This window comes from Pseudomonas syringae group sp. 243L2 (assembly GCF_032587875.1).
Classification (GTDB): domain Bacteria; phylum Pseudomonadota; class Gammaproteobacteria; order Pseudomonadales; family Pseudomonadaceae; genus Aquipseudomonas; species Aquipseudomonas amygdali.
The window spans coordinates 80,587-98,773 of record NZ_JAWHPL010000010.1 but is presented as its reverse complement, the minus strand read 5'-3'; the positions used below and the strand labels follow the sequence as shown (position 1 = coordinate 98,773).

Sequence of the window (18,187 nt, the reverse complement as noted above, 5' to 3'; positions counted from 1 at the left end):
AAGATACTTGGCAACAATTTGAATAATTGTTTTAGCGGCGATACGCCTTACACCCAAATGCAGGACTACCTCCCCGGATCTCGGGGAATCTTTAAACAAGGGATGGGCTATGGTTCAGGTTCGTAAACTGGTATTAGCAATCGCTGCGGCTTCAGCGCTGTCATCGGGTATGGCGCAGGCGCTGGGGCTCGGGGAATTGTCGGTCAAGTCGACCCTGAATCAGCCCTTGGTAGCGGAAATAGAGTTGACTGAGGCGCAGGGGCTTAACGCAACGCAAGTTGTGCCGAGCCTGGCGACCACTGCTGACTTCGCTCAGGCGGGCGTTACCCGTCAGGCATTTCTCAACGATCTCACTTTTACCCCGGTTATCAACGCCAGCGGTAAAAGTGTCCTGCGCATTACTTCCAGCAAGCCGGTGCGCGAGCCTTACGTGAAGTTCCTGGTTCAGGTGCTCTGGCCAAATGGCCGGTTGCTGCGTGAATACAGCCTCCTGCTCGATCCACCGAAGTTTTCTCCAGAGGCCGCCGCTGCGGCCGCCGCCCCGGCACCAGCTGCTGCTCCTGCCGCACCCGCGCAACTGGCGACAGTCGCGCCGTCGACAGAGGCTGCGGCACCCGAGGCTCCAGCACCTGCCGCCAGTGCGCCGGTATTGCCGCCGCCAGCCGCGGACAAACAGGCACAATATGTCACCGCCAATAACGATACCTTGTGGGAAATTGCCGCGAAGGTACGTACTGGCGGCACTGTCCAGCAAACCATGCTGGCCATTCAGGCGTTGAACCCGGAAGCGTTCATCGGCGGCAACATCAACCGCTTGAAGAAGGGGCAGGTGCTGCGCCTTCCGACTCCGCAGCAAACCACCGCGTTGCCACAACCGCAGGCAGTTGCAGAAGTTTCCCGGCAGTACAGCGCCTGGCGTGAAGGCCGTCGCCTGCCTGCCGGCACGCGCCAGGTCGATGCCACCCGCCGTGATCGCGCTGGCGCTGCTCCTTCAAAGGTCGATACCTCCGACAACCTGAGCCTGGTTTCGGCAAGCGGCAAGCCTGCGGCAAAAGGTGCAGCGGGTGACAGTGATCTTGGCAACAAGCTGGCGGTGGCTCAGGAAGCTCTGGACACCACGCGTCGTGACAATGCCGAGCTGAAAAGCCGCATGAACGACCTGCAAAGCCAGCTCGATAAGCTACAGCGACTGATTGAGCTGAAAAACGGTCAGTTGGCCAAAATGCAGGCCGCCGGTGCAGCTGTGCCTCCGGCTGCTGCCACCCCGGAAGCCACCACGCCTGCCAATGCGGCAGTGCCTGCTTCGCTGGTCGATGCCAATGGAGCTCCGGTCAAACCGGCTGGGGAGATTGCTCCTGAGGATGCATTGCCGGCAGGTGCCGCCGAGGTTGCGACTCCTGCAGCCGATCAGCCGCTGGCTGTGGAGCCGGTGGCTGCAGCCGAAGATGAAGACGTGCTGCAGAAAATCCTCAACAACCCGGTACTGCTTGGCCTGATCGGCGGTGCCGTATTGTTGATTCTGGCCTTGTTGCTGTTGTTCCTGGCGCGTCGTCGCGCTGCGAAGGCCGAAGCCGAGAAGCACAAGCGTATGGCGCGTGCTCTGGCTGAGGAGTCGGATTTTGTTTCAGACATGGACATGAATGCACCGCCAGCCAGCTTCGATGGCCTGGACGTGCCACCACCGAACGTTCGCATGGGGGCTGCTGGTGCCGCCGCTGCCACCGCCGCTCGCGAACGTCCTGCCGATCCGCTGCTTCAGGCCGAGATCCATATTGCTTACGGGCGCATGAATCAGGCTGTCGAACTGCTTGAAGAAGCAGTGAAGGAAGATCCGAAGCGCGATGATATTCGCCTCAAGCTGATGGAAATCTACGCCGAGCAGGGTAATAACAAAGCTTACGCCGCCCACGAACGCAAACTGGTGGCAGCGGGAAAGCGTGAAGCTGAGGTCGAGCAGCAGGAAGAACTTAACTCGACCCTGAAGCCGGTAGCGCCTGTTGCTGCGCCAGCGGTTTCTGAATCTGCCACTGCGTCGGCTGCTCCGGCAGTGGCTGCGGCGGCAGCAGCTGCCAGTGCTGCTGCGCTGGTTGCAGAGCTTGACGCCAAGTATGTTGAAGAGCTGTTGGCCGATGATTCGGCAGAGCAAGAGGTTGAACCTGAGCCTGAAGTCGCTGTAACAGCAGATCCCGAGCCCGCACCTGAAGGGGCTACGCCACTGGCCGCTGAACCTGCTGAAGAAGCGGACCCGTTCGATCACGATTTTGACTTGAGCCTGGATGAATTCGAAGAAGCGCCCACGCCTGAAGTCACCACTGTGAACGAGCTTGACGACCTGATGCTGGATGAGCCGAAGGTGCAGGCAGCAGCGGATGACGAGGAGCTGAGCTTCGAGTCGATCATGCAGCAACAGGAAGAGGCCCGTGCGGCGACTACGCCGGAAGACCTTGCCGACTTCGATCTGGACCTGTCCGAAGAAGATCCGGCGCTCAAGAACGAAGATGACTTCCTGCTCGGCCTTGGCAATGATCCACTTGATCTGGGTGAAACGCCGTCTGTGCCGCCTGTCAGTGATGACCTTGAGCTTCCGGAAGACTTTGATCTGTCGCTGGCGGACGAGATTGAAACCGATCAGGCCAGCCAGGCATTCGCGACCGAAATCGACGACGTCAATGCCGAGCTGGACCGCCTTTCACAGAATCTCGAGCATCCGCCGCTCGATGAACCAAGGTTCACGGCCGAAGATGCTGCGGCACTGGAAGACGAGCCGGACTTCGACTTCATGGCCGGCACTGACGAAGCCGCGACCAAGCTTGATCTGGCGCGCGCCTATATCGACATGGGCGATGCAGACGGTGCCCGGGATATTCTTGACGAAGTGGTCACCGAGGGCGATGACGGACAGAAAAGCGAAGCGCGGGAGATGCTTTCGCGGCTGGCCTGATCCTCCTAAGGCAACAACCTGCAAACGGCCGCTTATGCGGCCGTTTGCATTTCAATTGCCCGGCTTGGTAGCGTGTTTTTCTTGCGGCCGTATAATGACCGACTTTTTGCGAACCGACAGGCTGTACCACTTTGGCGAACATAGACAACCCGGCAGCCGAAATGGCTGCCGAGGGTTTTTCCCGAATCGCGCTGGGCGTTGAATACAAGGGCTCGCGCTATTGCGGCTGGCAACGTCAGGCATCCGGTGTGCTGACCGTGCAGGAAACTCTTGAAGACGCTTTGTCAAAAGTGGCTGCATCACCGGTATCACTGATGTGTGCCGGCCGCACAGATGCTGGCGTGCATGCCTGCGGGCAGGTGGTGCATTTCGATACGCAGGCCGAGCGCACCATGAAGGCCTGGGTCATGGGCGCAAATATCAATCTGCCCCATGACGTCAGCGTAACCTGGGCCCGGGTCATGCCCGCTACGTTTCATGCCCGCTTCAAGGCCATTGCCCGTCGTTATCGCTACGTGATCTATAACGATCAGATTCGCCCGGCGCACCTGAATCAGGAAATTACCTGGAATCATCGCCCACTGGATGTAGAGCGGATGGCACTGGCAGCCGAGTATCTGGTCGGTACTCACGACTTCAGCGCTTTCCGCGCCGGCCAGTGTCAGGCCAAGTCGCCAGTCAAGCAGTTGCACCACCTGCGCGTGACGCGTCACGGCAAGATGATCGTGATCGACGTGCGCGCCAATGCCTTCCTGCACCATATGGTGCGCAACATCGCCGGTGTTTTGATGACCATCGGCACTGGCGAACGTCCGGTCGAATGGGCGCGAGACGTGCTGGAAAGCCGGGTTCGGCGTACCGGTGGTGTGACGGCCCATCCTTATGGTCTGTACCTTGTTCAGGTCGAGTACCGTGATGAATTTCCGCTGCCCGAGCGTTTTGTAGGTCCGCATTTTCTTACGGGCTTTGCAGAACTGGACGGCTGACGACCCGAGCAGCATTTGCTAACATCCGGGACTTTCCGAAAGGTCTGAGGTTGCTCACTATATGTCAGCCGTTCGCAGCAAGATCTGCGGGATTACCCGCATAGAGGATGCTCTGGCTGCAGCCGAGGCAGGAGCCGATGCAATTGGCCTGGTGTTCTACCCGAAAAGTCCGCGTGCAGTAACAGTGCTGCAGGCTCGCGCTATCATTGCCGCGTTGCCGCCGTTCATTACCACCGTCGGCCTGTTCGTCAACGCCAGCCGCTGCGAACTCAACGAGACGCTGGATGCGGTTGCGCTGGACATGCTGCAGTTTCATGGCGATGAAACACCGGATGAATGCGATGGTTATCATCGCCCCTACATCAAGGCTTTGCGGGTCAAGGCGGGTGATGACATCGCTCAGGTTTGCCGTACCTATCGCAATGCGCGAGGCGTGCTGCTCGACACCTATGTAGAGGGTGTTCCTGGCGGCACCGGAGAAACCTTCGATTGGGCGCTGATTCCGGACGATCTGGATAAACCGGTCATTCTGGCGGGCGGGCTGACGTCGGCGAATGTGGCGCAGGCCATTGCCCAGGTTCGGCCCTACGCCGTGGATGTCAGCGGCGGTGTCGAAAAGAGCAAGGGCATCAAGGATCGGGAAAAGATCCTTGCGTTCATGAGTGCAGTGCATGGCACCTGATGTGACGGTTGCCGGTCGGCCGCCGTCCATAAGCCTGTCCCTGCCACAAGGCATGCGGGTCGAATCAAGTAAGCGGTGGTGCCAGAGTGCAACGCCGTCGTTGTAAAAAATCGGGGTGAGGGATGTGCAGGTCTGGCTTGGGTCGATCGCTATCCTTCATCATCGTCCATACACGAATTTATCCGAGGGCATGCGACTGGCGCGTGATCGCCAGCCGTTCGAGCCACACCGGTACTGGAGATATAAAGCATGAGCAACTGGTTGGTAGACAAACTGATCCCATCGATCATGCGTTCCGAGGTCAAAAAGAGCTCGGTTCCCGAAGGCCTCTGGCACAAATGCCCGTCCTGCGAGGCGGTTCTGTATCGCCCGGAGCTGGAAAAGACCCTGGACGTCTGCCCCAAGTGCAACCACCACATGCGTATCGGTGCGCGCGCACGCCTGAACATTTTTCTGGATGTCGAAGGCCGCGAAGAGCTGGGTGCCGATCTTGAGCCGGTCGACCGTCTGAAATTCCGTGACGGCAAGAAATACAAGGACCGCCTGACCGCTGCGCAGAAACAGACCGGTGAAATGGATGCGCTGATTTCCATGAGCGGCACGTTGCTGGGCATGCCGGTGGTGGCTTCAGCGTTCGAGTTCTCGTTCATGGGCGGTTCTATGGGTGCCATCGTCGGCGAGCGTTTCGTGCGCGCCGCCAACTACGCCCTGGAAAATCGTTGCCCGATGATCTGCTTCGCCGCTTCCGGCGGTGCGCGCATGCAGGAAGCACTGATCTCGCTGATGCAGATGGCCAAGACATCGGCCGTTCTGGCACGTCTTCGCGAAGAAGGCCTGCCCTTTATCTCGGTGTTGACCGACCCGGTCTACGGCGGCGTTTCCGCCAGTCTGGCCATGCTGGGCGATGTCATCGTTGCCGAGCCCAAGGCGCTGATCGGTTTCGCCGGTCCTCGTGTTATCGAGCAAACCGTTCGCGAGAAGCTGCCTGAGGGCTTCCAGCGTAGCGAGTTCCTGCTCGATCACGGTGCTATCGACATGATCATCTCGCGTAGCGAGCTTCGTCCGCGTCTGGGTAACCTGCTGGCGCAGATGATGAACCTGCCGACGCCTCGTTTTGTAGCGCCGGTCATCGAGCCTATCGTCGTTCCACCGGCACCGGCCACGATATGACCTCTACATCCCTGAGCGACTGGCTCGCTTACCTGGAGCAACTGCATCCATCCGCCATCGACATGGGGCTGGATCGTTCTCGGCAGGTAGCGCAGCAGTTGGGGCTGACGCGTCCGGCTCCCAGGGTGGTTACGGTGACGGGCACCAACGGCAAGGGGTCAACCTGTGCCTTTGTCGCTGCCTTGTTGCAGGCTCAGGGCTTGAAAGTCGGTGTCTACAGCTCCCCACATTTGATTCGCTATAACGAGCGGGTGAAAGTGCAGGGTGTCGAGGCAACCGACCTGGAGTTATGCGATGCGTTCGCGGCGGTTGAAGCGGCGCGTGGTGATGTAACCCTGACTTATTTCGAAATGGGCACGCTGGCGGCATTCTGGCTGTTCGAACAGGCCCGGCTGGATGCGGTCGTTCTGGAGGTCGGTCTGGGTGGTCGCCTGGATGCGGTAAATCTTGTTGATGCAGATTTCGCGCTGGTTACCAGTATCGGTGTTGATCACGCCGAGTATCTGGGTAACACCCGTGAGTCGGTCGCCTTCGAAAAGGCCGGAATCTTTCGTGCCGGTTGCCCAGCGTTGTGCGGCGATCCGGAACCACCCGAGCCGCTGCTGGCCAAGGCTCGTGAGTTGGGTTGCCCGCTGCTGATGCGTGGTCGTGATTTCGACCTCTCGATAGGCAAGGACAGTTGGGACTGGCGTGGTGTTGCTCACGGCGAACAGGTCGAACTGCGCGGTCTGCCACTGCTGGACCTGCCTATGCAGAACGCAGCGTTGGCACTTCAGGCGTTTGCCTTGCTGGGGTACCCGCTGCAAACGGATGCAGTAGGGCAGGTTCTGGCGCAGACCCGGCTCGCCGGTCGTCTTGATCGCAGAACTGTCAGCTGGCAAGGCAAGCGGCTCAATCTGCTTCTCGATGTGGGTCACAACCCCCATGCGGCGCAATTTCTGGAGCAATGCCTTGCGCGCCAGCCGGTTGTCGGCAAGCGTCGCGCCGTATTTGGGCTGTTGAACGATAAGGACCTCGAGGGTGTGGTCGCGCACCTGGTGCCGGTCATCGATGAGTGGGCCGTTGCGCCGCTTCCTACCTCGCGCAGCCGACCGGCAGAAGAGTTGCATTCGGCCTTGCAGAACCTTGGCGCCTGCGTGACGTCCTATCAGAGTGTTGCGTTGGCGCTGGAAGCTCAGTGCGCGCACGCCACGCCCGATGACGAGATTCTGCTGTTCGGATCATTTTACTGTGTTGCCGAGGCCCTGGAATGGGTGGCCCGGTACACCGATGAGGACGCTGCAAATGGCTTTGCTGGATAACGTATTCAAGCAGCGAATGGTTGGAGCACTGGTGCTGATCGCTGTGGCGGTCATCTTCTTGCCCATGCTCTTCACGCGGGAAGATGAAACGCGTCAGGTGCAGGTCGATGCACCGTCCGCGCCCCAGGCACCTGCGGCTTCGCAGATCCGGGTCGACCCGGTGCCTGTTCCGGAGCCTCAGGCCCTGCCTCAGGAGCCTGTGCCCAGCGACGATGACATGAGCAGCAGCCAGCCGCCTTCCATGCCGATCGCACCTGCCCCAACCACACCGGCCACACCTCCGGTTGCCAGCGCCCCGGCCCCGAAGCCTGCTGCCAAGCCGGCACTTGCGCCTGCTCCGGCCCCGGCAGCCCCGGCAGCCCCTGCGGCACCCGCCAAGCCAGCAGCACCTGCTGGCGTCGATGCCAACGGGCTGTCGATCAGCTGGTCGGTTCAACTGGCAAGCATGTCCAACCGTGCCAACGCCGACAACCTGCAAAAGACTCTGCGAACTCAAGGCTACAATGCTTACATTCGCACTGCCGATGGCGTTAATCGGGTATTTGTCGGCCCGCTTATCGAGCGTGCCGAAGCTGATCGTCTGCGCGATCAGCTCGACAAACAGCAAAAGCTCAAAGGTATTGTGGTGCGCTTTCAGCCTGAGCGGGGCTGACCGTTCGGCACCTCGTGCCCTTGCGTTAAAGGAAAATGCCTCGCGCCGGTAATCGCTGCTTACCGGCAGGCGGGCGCTCTGCTAAAATGCGCCGCCTTATCCGTCTGCAGGCTGCAACGTGCCATTTACTCCGGTTGACTGGGCAATTCTGGGAATTGTCGCCATCTCCGCCCTGATCAGTCTGAAGCGCGGCTTCGTAAAAGAAGCACTGTCGTTGACGACGTGGATCATTGCAGGCGTTGTGGCCTGGATGTTTGGCGCGGGGCTGTCGCAGTATCTGGTCAATTACATAGAAACACCTTCGGCCCGCGTGATTGCGAGCTGCACCATTCTTTTTGTCGCCACCTTGCTGGTAGGCGCCATGGTCAACTTTCTGATAGGCGAGCTGATTCGCGTCACCGGGCTTTCCGGGACCGATCGTTTTCTCGGCATGGTCTTCGGCGCAGCACGCGGAGGCCTGCTTGTCGTTGTGGCGGTAGGGCTGTTGAGCCTGGGGCCGGTGCAACAGGATCAATGGTGGCAGCAGTCCAGGCTGGTGCCGCAATTTCTCATGGTCGCTGACTGGTCGAAAAACCTGATTCTAGGGATGTCCAGCAAGTGGCTCGCCAGCGGCATCAGCGTACCCGCTGATCTGCCGTTCAAGGAACAGATCCTGCCGTCTACAATGCCGCAGGATGTGCTCGGTAAATCCAGTTCCACTAAGTAGGGGTTGTGTCGCATGTGTGGCATCGTCGGTATCGTCGGCAAGTCGAACGTCAATCAGGCGCTGTATGACGCGCTTACCGTCCTCCAGCACCGCGGCCAGGACGCTGCCGGTATCGTAACCAGCCACGATGGCCGGTTATTCCTGCGCAAGGACAACGGATTGGTGCGTGATGTGTTTCATCAACGCCATATGCAGCGCTTGGTCGGGCATATGGGCATCGGTCATGTGCGCTATCCAACGGCGGGCAGCTCGACGTCTGCAGAGGCCCAGCCGTTCTACGTCAACTCGCCTTATGGCATCACGTTGGCGCACAACGGCAACCTCACCAACGTCGAACAACTGGCCAAGGAGATTTACGAATCCGACCTGCGCCATGTGAACACCAATTCCGATTCGGAAGTGCTGCTCAACGTTTTCGCCCATGAGCTGGCCGTGCGTGGCAAGTTGCAGCCGACCGAAGAGGATATCTTCGCCGCAGTGACCGACGTGCATAATCGCTGCCGTGGCGGCTATGCGGTCGTGGCAATGATCACCGGCTACGGCATTGTCGGCTTCCGTGACCCGGACGCCATTCGTCCTATCGTGTTTGGCCAGCGTCATACCGACGAAGGCGTCGAATACATGATCGCGTCGGAAAGCGTGTCGCTGGACGTGCTCGGCTTTACCCTGATTCGCGACCTGGCACCGGGCGAAGCGGTCTACATCACTGAAGACGGCAAGCTGCATACCCGTCAGTGTGCGGCCAACCCCAAATATGCACCGTGCATCTTCGAACACGTTTATCTGGCACGTCCTGACTCGATCATCGACGGCATTTCGGTCTACAAGGCGCGTTTGCGCATGGGCGAGAAGCTGGCCGACAAGATCCTGCGCGAGCGTCCGGATCACGATATCGATGTGGTCATCCCGATTCCGGACACCAGCCGTACCGCTGCGCTGGAGCTGGCCAATCATCTGGGCGTCAAGTTCCGCGAAGGTTTCGTCAAGAACCGCTACATCGGCCGGACCTTCATCATGCCGGGCCAGGCAGCACGCAAGAAATCCGTGCGTCAGAAGCTCAACGCAATCGAGCTGGAGTTCCGCGGCAAGAACGTGATGCTGGTGGATGACTCCATCGTGCGCGGCACGACCTGCAAGCAGATCATCCAGATGGCCCGTGAAGCCGGTGCCAAGAATGTCTACTTCTGTTCGGCGGCCCCGGCCGTGCGCTACCCCAACGTCTACGGCATCGACATGCCGAGTGCTCACGAGCTGATCGCCCACAACCGTTCCACTCAGGACGTTGCCGACCTTATCGGTGCCGACTGGCTGGTTTATCAGGATCTGAATGACCTGATCGAAGCGGTCAGTGGCAGCAAGAAGATCAAGATCGACAACTTCGACTGCTCGGTTTTCGATGGCAAGTACGTGACCGGTGACATCGACGAGCATTATCTGAACAGGATCGAGAGCGCGCGTAACGACGCCTCCAAGATCAAGACTCAGGCCGTGAGCGCGATCATCGATCTGTACAACAACTAAATTGGACAAGGAGTGGGCGGCATGACTCAGGAATGGGATGCAGGTCGGCTGGACAGCGACCTTGAAGGTGTGGGTTTCGATACCCTTGCCGTACGTGCCGGGCAACACCGCACCCCGGAAGGTGAGCATGGCGATCCCATGTTCTTCACCTCCAGCTATGTCTTTCGCACGGCTGCCGATGCGGCCGCGCGTTTTGCTGGCGAGGTGCCCGGCAACGTCTACTCGCGTTATACCAACCCGACCGTGCGCTCTTTTGAAGAGCGCATCGCCGCGCTGGAAGGCGCCGAACAGGCCGTTGCTACGGCCACCGGCATGGCGGCGACCCTGGCGGTCGTGATGAGCCTGTGCAGTGCCGGGGATCATGTGCTGGTGTCGCGCAGCGTCTTTGGCTCGACCATCAGCCTGTTCGACAAGTACTTCAAACGCTTTGGCATTGAGGTGGATTACGTTCCGCTTGCAGAGCTGAGCGGCTGGGACGCGGCGATCAAGCCCAACACCAAAATGCTGTTTGTCGAGTCGCCGTCCAATCCATTGGCCGAGCTGGTGGATATCGCTGCACTGGCTGAAATCGCTCACGCCAAAGGTACGATGCTGATCGTCGACAACTGTTTCTGCACGCCGGCCTTGCAGCAGCCGCTGTTGCTGGGTGCTGATATTGTCGTGCATTCGGCTACCAAGTTCATCGACGGCCAGGGTCGTTGCATGGGCGGTGTGGTTGCCGGCCGCAGCGAGCAGATGAAAGAAGTGGTCGGCTTCCTGCGTACTGCCGGGCCTACGCTCAGCCCGTTCAATGCGTGGATCTTCCTCAAGGGTCTCGAAACCCTGAACCTGCGCATGCGCGCTCACTGTGCCAATGCCCAGGCACTGGCACAGTGGCTCGAGCAGCAGGATGGCATCGAAAAAGTCCATTACGCGGGGCTGAAGAGCCACCCGCAGCACGAGTTGGCCCAGCGTCAGCAAAAGGGTTTCGGTGCGGTGGTGAGCTTCGAGGTCAAGGGTGGCAAGGACGGCGCATGGCGCTTCATCGATGCCACGCGACTGATTTCGATCACCGCCAACCTGGGCGACAGCAAAACCACGATCACTCACCCGAGCACCACCTCTCACGGCCGTCTGGCACCTCAGGAACGTGAGGCCGCAGGTATTCGCGACAGCCTGATTCGGGTTGCAGTGGGGCTGGAAGACGTGGCTGATCTGCAGGCTGACCTGGCCCGTGGTCTGGCGGCGTTGTGAGTAGCGAGGCCAGCAAACCGGTCAGTGGCAAGCCGGGTGAGGCGTGGGCGTTGAAATTTTCCAGCGTCCACAATGGTCGTGTCGCCCTGGTGACCGGTGCCGCTCGTGGGATCGGGCTCGGCATTGCAGCGTGGCTGATTGCCGAAGGCTGGCAAGTCGTGTTGACCGATCTGGATCGTGCGCGTGGTTCGAAAGTGGCGGGTGCGCTGGGTGAAAATGCCCTGTTCATTGCCATGGACGTTGCCAGTGAAGAGCAGGTCGCAGCGGGCGTGGCCGAGGTGCTTCGGCAGTTCGGTCGTCTCGATGCGCTGGTGTGCAACGCAGCGATCGCCGACCCTCACAACACTACGCTGGAAAGCCTTGAGCTGTCGCACTGGAATCGGGTACTGGCTGTCAATCTTGGTGGCCCGATGCTGCTCGCCAAGCATTGCGCGCCTTACCTGCGTGCGCACTGTGGCAGCATCGTCAACCTTACCTCTACTCGATCCCGCCAGTCCGAGGCCGATACCGAAGCTTATGCGGCCAGCAAGGGCGGCCTGATGGCGCTGACGCACGCGCTGGCAATCAGTCTGGGGCCGGAGATACGTGTCAATGCTGTCAGCCCTGGCTGGATCGACGCGCGCGACCCCTCGTTGCGCAAGGCCGAGCCGTTGTCCGAGACCGATCACGCCCAGCATCCTGCCGGCAGGGTAGGGACGGTAGAAGATGTGGCCGCGATGGTTGCGTGGTTGTTGTCCAGAAACGCCGGTTTTGTGACCGGGCAGGAATTTGTGGTCGACGGCGGCATGACGCGCAAGATGGTCTACGCCGAATAGTTTCGTGCAGTCTGCCAACATTGACTCTTTGTTGTGCTTTTGATGTGTGGTAGCGGTTTTGCGATTGAGCCTGTTTTTTAAAAAACTTCAATCAGGCTATTGACTTAGGTTCGTTAGGTGCGTAAATTTCGCGGCCTCAACGAAGCAAAGGGTGATTAGCTCAGCTGGGAGAGCAGCTGCCTTACAAGCAGCGGGTCGGCGGTTCGATCCCGTCATCACCCACCATCGTTGAGTTTGAAAGCTGAAGTACGAGGGCTTTCAAAGTATCAAAAGGACGCAAGTCCACAATGCGCAGCGGTAGTTCAGTCGGTTAGAATACCGGCCTGTCACGCCGGGGGTCGCGGGTTCGAGTCCCGTCCGCTGCGCCATATTTGTACAGATCGGGTTCGCCGGGTCTGCGATTGAAAAGCCCAAGGGTCTTTCAGTCACCAGTACAGGAAGCAAACTACCGAAGGTTTGTTTCAAACAGGTTTACAGCGATACGCAGCGGTAGTTCAGTCGGTTAGAATACCGGCCTGTCACGCCGGGGGTCGCGGGTTCGAGTCCCGTCCGCTGCGCCATACACCGCTTCAAGGCCCTTGAACTCCTTGAAGCAAACACGAAAGCGACCCTCGGGTCGCTTTTTTGTTGTCTGCGTTTTGTCCGTAGGCGAGTAGGGTGGTTGGCCTGAACACGTGTTGTATCCAAATCCTTTTGATCTGTACGTTGATCCAGCGTCGGCCTTGTTGCAGACTTACCGCCATTTCCCAGTTCGCAGTCTTGCTGGCAGTCTTTTCCTTCCTCAGGATTTTCGATGTTTAAGCTACTGAACGTTCGTACCGCATTCTGGATCTCTGCCGTGTTGATGGCAGCTGGTTGTTCATCGCCGAAGCAGGCGGTTTATGACCACGAACATTTCGATGACGCCGGGACCTTCTCCCGCAGTTATCCTGCAACCGACCTGGCTTATTGCGAAGCGGGGCGGCGTGCCTTGTTGAGCCAGGGCTATATCATCACCAGCAGCGACCCGAAGATGATTGCCGGTCGCAAGAGCTTTCAACAGACCGGCGATGCGCATATTGAAATCAGCTTTAATCTGGTGTGCGCCGCTGATGCGAAGGATGGCAGTTCGACCATGTTCGCAAACGCTCTGCAGGATCGCTATGCGCTGAAGAAGACCAACAACTCGGCCAGCCTCGGGGTTGGAGTGCTGGGCTCTGTCTCGATGCCGATAGGCTCCACTGACGACTCGATGGTCAAGGTGGCCAGTGAAACCGTGTCATCGGCGAAGTTCTACGAGCGCTTTTTCGGTCTGGTGGAAAACTTCCTGCCACCGGAAGTGAAAAAGGCTGCGCATATTGTCGAGAAGCCCAAAGCAGATCTGGGTGTTCCTGATGTAGCCCCTGCCGCAGCCGAGCCGGCCAAGGCGGCCGAACCCGCCAAACTGGCTCCAGCAGCAACGGAGTCGCCCGCCAAGGCCGAACCCGCTGCCGAATCAGCCACGCCGCCCGCGGCAAGCGAACCACTGCCAGCGCCAGCCGAGCCTGCATCGTTCAAGGCGGAAACGGTCGACACACCGGCAGCCGAGCCAACAGACAGTACCAAGCCAACCGAGGCTGAGCCCGCTCAATACCGGCTGTCGTGATCATGCACGGCGGAAGCAGAGCGTCCAGAACTGCATCCCCACGCAGAGCGTGGGGACGATAATCAAGGTGTCCAGAGAACCTCTATCGTGCCCATGCTCCGCGTGGGTATGCCGGTCCGCATGAGGAACGAGAGGTATCCACGTCCTCAGCCCAGAAACAACCGATACGCCGGGTTCTCGCTCTCGTCCCAATACGGGTAACCAATCTCGTCCAGCGCTGCGCCCACCAGATGCCGCTCTTCCTCCGGCACTATCAGGCCAGCGACCACCCGGCCGTCTGCTGCGCCGTGGTTGCGGTAGTGGAACATCGAGATGGTCCAGCGTCCGCCCAGGCGGTTGAGGAAGTTGAACAGCGCGCCGGGGCGCTCCGGGAATTCGAAACGCAGTACCACTTCGTCGTCGACGCGCTCGGCATGCCCGCCGACCATGTGGCGGATGTGCAGTTTGGCCAGTTCGTTGTCGGTCAGGTCCAGCACCGGAAAACCCTGCCCGGTCAGGCTGGCGATCAGGGCGCTGCGTGGGTCGTTCTCGGGGTGGGTTTGCACACCGACAAAGATGTGCGCCTCGCGATCGGTGTGGTAGCGATAGTTGAATTCGGTGATCTGCCGTTTGCCGATGGCTTCGCAGAATGCCTTGAAGCTGCCCGGCTGCTCGGGAATGGTCACGGCGATGATTGCTTCGCGGCCTTCGCCCAGCTCGGCGCGCTCGGCAACGTGACGCAAACGGTCGAAGTTGACGTTGGCTCCGGAGTCGATGGCCACCAGTGTCTGACCGCTGATGCCGCGTTGCTCGACGTATTTCTTGATCCCGGCAACACCCAGCGCGCCCGCAGGCTCGGTGATCGAGCGGGTGTCGTCGTAGATGTCCTTGATCGCCGCGCAGATTTCATCGGTGCTGACGGTGATCACCTCATCGACATAATGACGGCACACTTCAAAGGTGTGATGGCCGATCTGCGCCACCGCCACGCCATCGGCAAACAGCCCGACCTGGCTCAGCACCACGCGCTCCCCGGCGGCCATCGCCGCTTGCAGGCAGTTGGAGTCGTCCGGCTCGACGCCGATCACCTTGATCTCTGGGCGCAGGTATTTGACGTACGCCGCGATACCCGCGATCAAACCGCCACCACCGACCGGTACGAATATCGCGTCCAGCTGCCCCGGTTGCTGACGAAGAATCTCCATCGCCACGGTGCCTTGCCCGGCAATCGTATCGGGGTCGTCATACGGGTGGATGTAGACGAAGCCTTGTTCGTCGACCAGCTTCAGCGAGTAGGCCAGCGCTTCCGGGAAGGAATCGCCGTGCAGCACCACCGTGGCGCCCCGTGAGCGCACGCCTTCGACCTTGATTTCCGGGGTGGTGCGCGGCATGACGATAGTCGCCAGAATGCCCAGTTCGCGTGCCGCCAGTGCCAGACCTTGCGCGTGGTTACCCGCCGAAGCCGTGACCACGCCGCGTGCGGCCTCTTCTGCGGTCAATTGCGCCAGCTTGTTGTACGCGCCGCGAATCTTGAAGGAGAACACCGGCTGCAGGTCTTCGCGCTTGAGCAGCACCTGATTGCCCAGCCGTTCGGACAGCTGGCGAGCGCCGTGCAGCGGGGTTTCGATAGCCACGTCATAAACACAGGAGGTGAGGATCTTGCGAGCGTAATGATTGAGCAGATCGTGCTGGCCTTGGCTCATCGCGTCGATCCCTCATACATGCGCAGTCCGGCAACAGGTGGCAGAGCGATAATCAGGTTCAGGAAGGCGCGAAGGGCGATAGAGCGAGGGATAACAATCATATCTGACTCCTGGTTCAATAATGTTGCCCAGGAGACAGAAGAAACCCGCCTCCAGGGCGGGTTTTTGCAAACGTCGGCTAACCCGCCATGACTGGAATGACGGTAATAATAATCTGGCCGAGGTTTTGCTTGATGAGGTTCATGGCCCTGAGGTTAGGTCGACACGGGCCTGCAAGTCAATAGTGCCTGGCTGGCCGCGTATCGAGAGACGTGCTGAATCGGCGACGATCTTTTTCGTCTGTTTGATAGGGATCAACATTTTTATTTCACATTGGCACTTTAATGTTGATCTTGCGGTCAGTTATTTCAGCTTTAATTATCACCCATACTCAATCAGCCAAGAGGGCGAAGAAATGGACGAATACCAGGAAGAACTGCTTGAATACCGTGCATCGGAGCTGGACCCGGTAGAGCCTGCCGACGACGCTACCGAGTTATGAAAGGCTTCATGCGCTTTGGCGCTGGCTGCGGCGGAACTCTCCCGGAGTCTGTCCGTTCCAGCGTTTGAAGGCGCGTTGAAAGGCTTCGGCAGAAGCGAACCCCAGCAGGTAGGCGATCTCCCCGAACGCCAGTTCAGTGTCGCGAATATAAGTCATCGCCAGATCACGCCGCGTGTCATTGAGCACGGCGCGAAAGCATGTGCCTTCCTCGGCCAGCTTGCGTCGCAGTGTCCAGGTCGGCAGCTTGAGCCTTGCCGCCACCTCTTCCAGATCCGGTTCCCTGCCGCCGTTCAATAGCGGCCCAAGCAGTTGAATGATGCGTTCACGCAAGCTGCGGGTACGGGTCTGTTGCTCCAGTTCGCCTTCGCATAATTGCAGCAGATGCCGCCAGGTACTCGGGCAGTGGTCAGGGTTGCGTAACGCAAGACAGCTCTGATCCAGGCGCAGTTGATTGGTGGCTGCGGCAAATATCACCGGGCTGTCGCTCAGGCTGGCATATTGCGCGGCGTAGTCAGGCGCATCGAATTCGATCTCGACACGTTGTGCACGTAGTCTGGTGCCCGCCAGTGTTGAGAGCTGAGCCAGCCAGCCAGCCAAAATCGAGTCCACAACAAAGCGGTTGTAAGCGTTATAGGGGCTGATTGAATAGAAGCGCATCCAGGCGCCTTGCGCATCCTCGTGAAAGCTCGACTGACCGCGATAGTTGGAGGCATACAATGGCTCGAAACGGATCAGCGTGCGGGCGGCCTCGCGCACTGTGGGAGCCTGGGCGGCGGTCACGCCCGCCAGACCTGCATGCGCGAAACGACTGAGCTGGCCCATGTGCAAGCCGAGCCCGGGCTGGCCGGTAAGCTGTATGGCAGCATGCCCCAGGCGCATGTAGCGTGGGATAGACAGTCGCGCACGCGCCTGACTCAGGCGGGCGGGGTCCAGACCGTACTGCTCGAGCAGCGGATCAGGATTCTTGCCTAAACGAGTGACCGCACCGGCCAGACTCTGGATGTAGCCCACCGACAGGTCACCAAGGCGCAGGGTCAAGGTCGGCATCGTCAAAGCCAGAGGTTGATCAGGCGGGCACCGCCATCGGGGCCATTGTCAGACGACGGTTCGGCAATTGTCTGACCTGCGTGGCTGGCAAAACTTTGCCCGGCAACGCCCTGATTCCAGAATTGCCCGCGCATGAACACGCTGACCCCTGCCTGTGCACTGCTTTGCGCTGGACGGCCGATCAGGGTCAGGCGATGCCAGGCTTCGCCCTCGCTTGGATTGTCGGCTGCCATATCGATGCTTGAGTGCCGAGGCTTGCGCCACGGTTCGGACCAAGTGGCCTTGCCGATCACAAAAGCAGGCACCGCAATCAGCTGCGCACCGCTCTGATTCAAGCGTGCGTAATTGTCCGCGTACCAACTGTCGCTACCGATCAGCACGGCCAGACGCCCTGCGGGCGTGTCGAGCACATTCAATGGTGCGTCGCTCGCCGTGTGCACGTAGCGTTTCTGAAAACGGTCCGGGTACAGCTGACGCTGAGGCTGGCCGAGCGGCTGGCCATCGCTGCCGAATGTCAGGCTGATGTTGTACAGGGCGCCTTTACCGACTTTCAACTGACCGTTTTCAACGCTTGGTTCCGGCAGCACAATCGAGCCTGCCACCAGTGTTATACCGAACTCTTTGGCCAGGCCGCCGAACAGTGCCTGGTAGTCGCGTGCCATCGATCGTGCCTTGAGGCGCAGATGGGCGTCATCCACACGGTCCCGGCCTTCGGCACTGAGCATCGCCGTGATGAATTGCAGCGGATTGCTCCAGGACAGCCAGTCCATCGCTTCATCGACTGTTGCTGCTTGATAAAGCTCATCCTTCTCGCCACTGGCGAACAGCCAGGTGCCGATATGCTCGGGGAGTACTACCACCGTTCTGTGGTTGATCAGCCCGTAATCACGGGCCTGTTGCAGATAGGCGGCCAGCTTGCGGTGCAGTCGGTCAGTGTTCTGATAGTCCGTGGGGAACAGCTCCGGCTCGATGCCCAGCATGTTTCCGCGTTCACTGGGCTCGCCTTCATTGATTGCCAGGCGAATGCGCAGATCGGACAGGTAGTGGCCCGCCGGACGTTGTCCGGTCCAGACTGCGTAACTGACAAGGCTGGCTACGCTCAGCAGGATCAGGCAGATGGCGAAGAGTTTGCGCATAAAAAGGCCGGCTGGCTGCCATCAGGGAATTGTCGACTAGGGTAGGACGACGTCAGGCGCTTGCCAAGTGCCGCTGCGCGTTTGGATCAATAACTTGTCACTTTCGGTCATTGAGTGTGGGGCTGGATGCGTCTTTACTGTTGCCCATGA

15 protein-coding genes and 3 tRNA genes are annotated in these 18,187 nt (G+C 59.6%); 15 read left to right on the top strand and 3 right to left on the bottom strand.

Annotated elements, in window-relative coordinates; genetic code table 11:
- Positions 1-109 precede the first annotated feature (109 nt).
- The 14 genes from RYB66_RS04345 (at position 110) to RYB66_RS04280 (ending at position 13,631) form a co-directional block, all read left to right on the top strand.
- Positions 110-2,941: a FimV/HubP family polar landmark protein gene (locus RYB66_RS04345; protein ID WP_005743862.1), complete on the top strand. Its 2,832-nt coding sequence runs from the start codon at positions 110-112 to the stop codon at positions 2,939-2,941.
- A gap of 161 nt (positions 2,942-3,102) precedes the next feature.
- Positions 3,103-3,927, top strand: a complete 825-nt coding sequence (gene truA / locus RYB66_RS04340; RefSeq protein WP_011168144.1) for a tRNA pseudouridine(38-40) synthase TruA — start codon at positions 3,103-3,105, stop codon at positions 3,925-3,927.
- A 61-nt stretch (positions 3,928-3,988) separates the two neighbouring features.
- Positions 3,989-4,609, top strand: coding sequence for a phosphoribosylanthranilate isomerase (locus tag RYB66_RS04335; RefSeq protein ID WP_004664334.1), 621 nt, complete (start codon positions 3,989-3,991; stop codon positions 4,607-4,609).
- 249 nt (positions 4,610-4,858) lie between these two features.
- Positions 4,859-5,779, top strand: coding sequence for an acetyl-CoA carboxylase, carboxyltransferase subunit beta (gene accD / locus RYB66_RS04330; protein ID WP_002552709.1), 921 nt, complete (start codon positions 4,859-4,861; stop codon positions 5,777-5,779).
- Positions 5,776-7,080, top strand: coding sequence for a bifunctional tetrahydrofolate synthase/dihydrofolate synthase (gene folC / locus RYB66_RS04325; RefSeq protein WP_005743863.1), 1,305 nt, complete (start codon positions 5,776-5,778; stop codon positions 7,078-7,080). The genes accD and folC overlap by 4 nt, the downstream gene beginning before the upstream one ends.
- Positions 7,064-7,732 (top strand): SPOR domain-containing protein, encoded by a 669-nt coding sequence (locus RYB66_RS04320; RefSeq protein WP_005743864.1) that lies wholly within the window; start codon positions 7,064-7,066, stop codon positions 7,730-7,732. The genes folC and RYB66_RS04320 overlap by 17 nt, the downstream gene beginning before the upstream one ends.
- Positions 7,733-7,850: 118 nt before the next feature.
- A complete protein-coding gene (locus RYB66_RS04315) occupies positions 7,851-8,438 on the top strand; it encodes a CvpA family protein (protein WP_002552712.1) in 588 nt (195 codons plus the stop codon).
- A gap of 12 nt (positions 8,439-8,450) precedes the next feature.
- Positions 8,451-9,959 (top strand): amidophosphoribosyltransferase, encoded by a 1,509-nt coding sequence (gene purF / locus RYB66_RS04310; RefSeq protein WP_004657889.1) that lies wholly within the window; start codon positions 8,451-8,453, stop codon positions 9,957-9,959.
- Positions 9,960-9,980: 21 nt separating this feature from the next.
- On the top strand, positions 9,981-11,192 hold the full coding sequence (locus RYB66_RS04305) for an O-succinylhomoserine sulfhydrylase (protein ID WP_005743867.1): 1,212 nt from the start codon (positions 9,981-9,983) through the stop codon (positions 11,190-11,192).
- A 50-nt stretch (positions 11,193-11,242) separates the two neighbouring features.
- The gene (locus RYB66_RS04300) at positions 11,243-12,007 is read left to right on the top strand and encodes an SDR family oxidoreductase (RefSeq protein WP_161798104.1); all 765 of its coding nucleotides are present in this window, start codon (positions 11,243-11,245) and stop codon (positions 12,005-12,007) included.
- Between the two features lie 149 nt (positions 12,008-12,156).
- Positions 12,157-12,232, top strand: a tRNA-Val gene (locus RYB66_RS04295).
- Between the two features lie 66 nt (positions 12,233-12,298).
- Positions 12,299-12,375: transfer RNA gene (locus tag RYB66_RS04290), tRNA-Asp, on the top strand.
- A 115-nt stretch (positions 12,376-12,490) separates the two neighbouring features.
- A tRNA-Asp gene (locus RYB66_RS04285) sits at positions 12,491-12,567 on the top strand.
- A 233-nt stretch (positions 12,568-12,800) separates the two neighbouring features.
- Complete coding sequence (locus RYB66_RS04280) at positions 12,801-13,631, top strand: DUF2242 domain-containing protein (RefSeq protein WP_316893903.1); 831 nt, start codon at positions 12,801-12,803, stop codon at positions 13,629-13,631.
- A 146-nt stretch (positions 13,632-13,777) separates the two neighbouring features.
- Here the strand turns inward: RYB66_RS04280 and ilvA are convergent, their stop codons facing one another.
- Positions 13,778-15,313 (bottom strand): threonine ammonia-lyase, biosynthetic, encoded by a 1,536-nt coding sequence (ilvA, locus tag RYB66_RS04275; RefSeq protein ID WP_080164719.1) that lies wholly within the window; start codon positions 15,311-15,313, stop codon positions 13,778-13,780.
- A gap of 121 nt (positions 15,314-15,434) precedes the next feature.
- Here ilvA and RYB66_RS04270 point away from each other — a divergent pair, with 121 nt between their 5' ends.
- On the top strand, positions 15,435-15,854 hold the full coding sequence (locus RYB66_RS04270) for a hypothetical protein (protein ID WP_010208991.1): 420 nt from the start codon (positions 15,435-15,437) through the stop codon (positions 15,852-15,854).
- 6 nt (positions 15,855-15,860) lie between these two features.
- Here the strand turns inward: RYB66_RS04270 and RYB66_RS04265 are convergent, their stop codons facing one another.
- Together RYB66_RS04265 and RYB66_RS04260 are read right to left on the bottom strand one after the other, a co-directional pair.
- Positions 15,861-16,901 (bottom strand): AraC family transcriptional regulator, encoded by a 1,041-nt coding sequence (locus RYB66_RS04265; RefSeq protein ID WP_004664340.1) that lies wholly within the window; start codon positions 16,899-16,901, stop codon positions 15,861-15,863.
- Between the two features lie 2 nt (positions 16,902-16,903).
- The gene (locus RYB66_RS04260; protein WP_005743871.1) at positions 16,904-18,037 is read right to left on the bottom strand and encodes a nitrilase-related carbon-nitrogen hydrolase; all 1,134 of its coding nucleotides are present in this window, start codon (positions 18,035-18,037) and stop codon (positions 16,904-16,906) included.
- Positions 18,038-18,187: the final 150 nt, after the last annotated feature.

Bases quoted from the DNA above. Each gene is read 5' to 3' on its own strand.
- RYB66_RS04345 (WP_005743862.1), top strand. From the start codon at position 110: ATGGTTCAGGTTCGTAAACTGGTATTAGCAATCGCTGCGGCTTCAGCG.
- truA (WP_011168144.1), top strand. From the start codon at position 3,103: ATGGCTGCCGAGGGTTTTTCCCGAATCGCGCTGGGCGTTGAATACAAG.
- RYB66_RS04335 (WP_004664334.1), top strand. From the start codon at position 3,989: ATGTCAGCCGTTCGCAGCAAGATCTGCGGGATTACCCGCATAGAGGAT.
- accD (WP_002552709.1), top strand. From the start codon at position 4,859: ATGAGCAACTGGTTGGTAGACAAACTGATCCCATCGATCATGCGTTCC.
- folC (WP_005743863.1), top strand. From the start codon at position 5,776: ATGACCTCTACATCCCTGAGCGACTGGCTCGCTTACCTGGAGCAACTG.
- RYB66_RS04320 (WP_005743864.1), top strand. From the start codon at position 7,064: ATGGCTTTGCTGGATAACGTATTCAAGCAGCGAATGGTTGGAGCACTG.
- purF (WP_004657889.1), top strand. From the start codon at position 8,451: ATGTGTGGCATCGTCGGTATCGTCGGCAAGTCGAACGTCAATCAGGCG.
- RYB66_RS04305 (WP_005743867.1), top strand. From the start codon at position 9,981: ATGACTCAGGAATGGGATGCAGGTCGGCTGGACAGCGACCTTGAAGGT.
- RYB66_RS04280 (WP_316893903.1), top strand. From the start codon at position 12,801: ATGTTTAAGCTACTGAACGTTCGTACCGCATTCTGGATCTCTGCCGTG.
- ilvA (WP_080164719.1), bottom strand. From the start codon at position 15,313: ATGAGCCAAGGCCAGCACGATCTGCTCAATCATTACGCTCGCAAGATC.
- RYB66_RS04270 (WP_010208991.1), top strand. From the start codon at position 15,435: ATGTTGCCCAGGAGACAGAAGAAACCCGCCTCCAGGGCGGGTTTTTGC.
- RYB66_RS04265 (WP_004664340.1), bottom strand. From the start codon at position 16,901: ATGCCGACCTTGACCCTGCGCCTTGGTGACCTGTCGGTGGGCTACATC.
- RYB66_RS04260 (WP_005743871.1), bottom strand. From the start codon at position 18,037: ATGCGCAAACTCTTCGCCATCTGCCTGATCCTGCTGAGCGTAGCCAGC.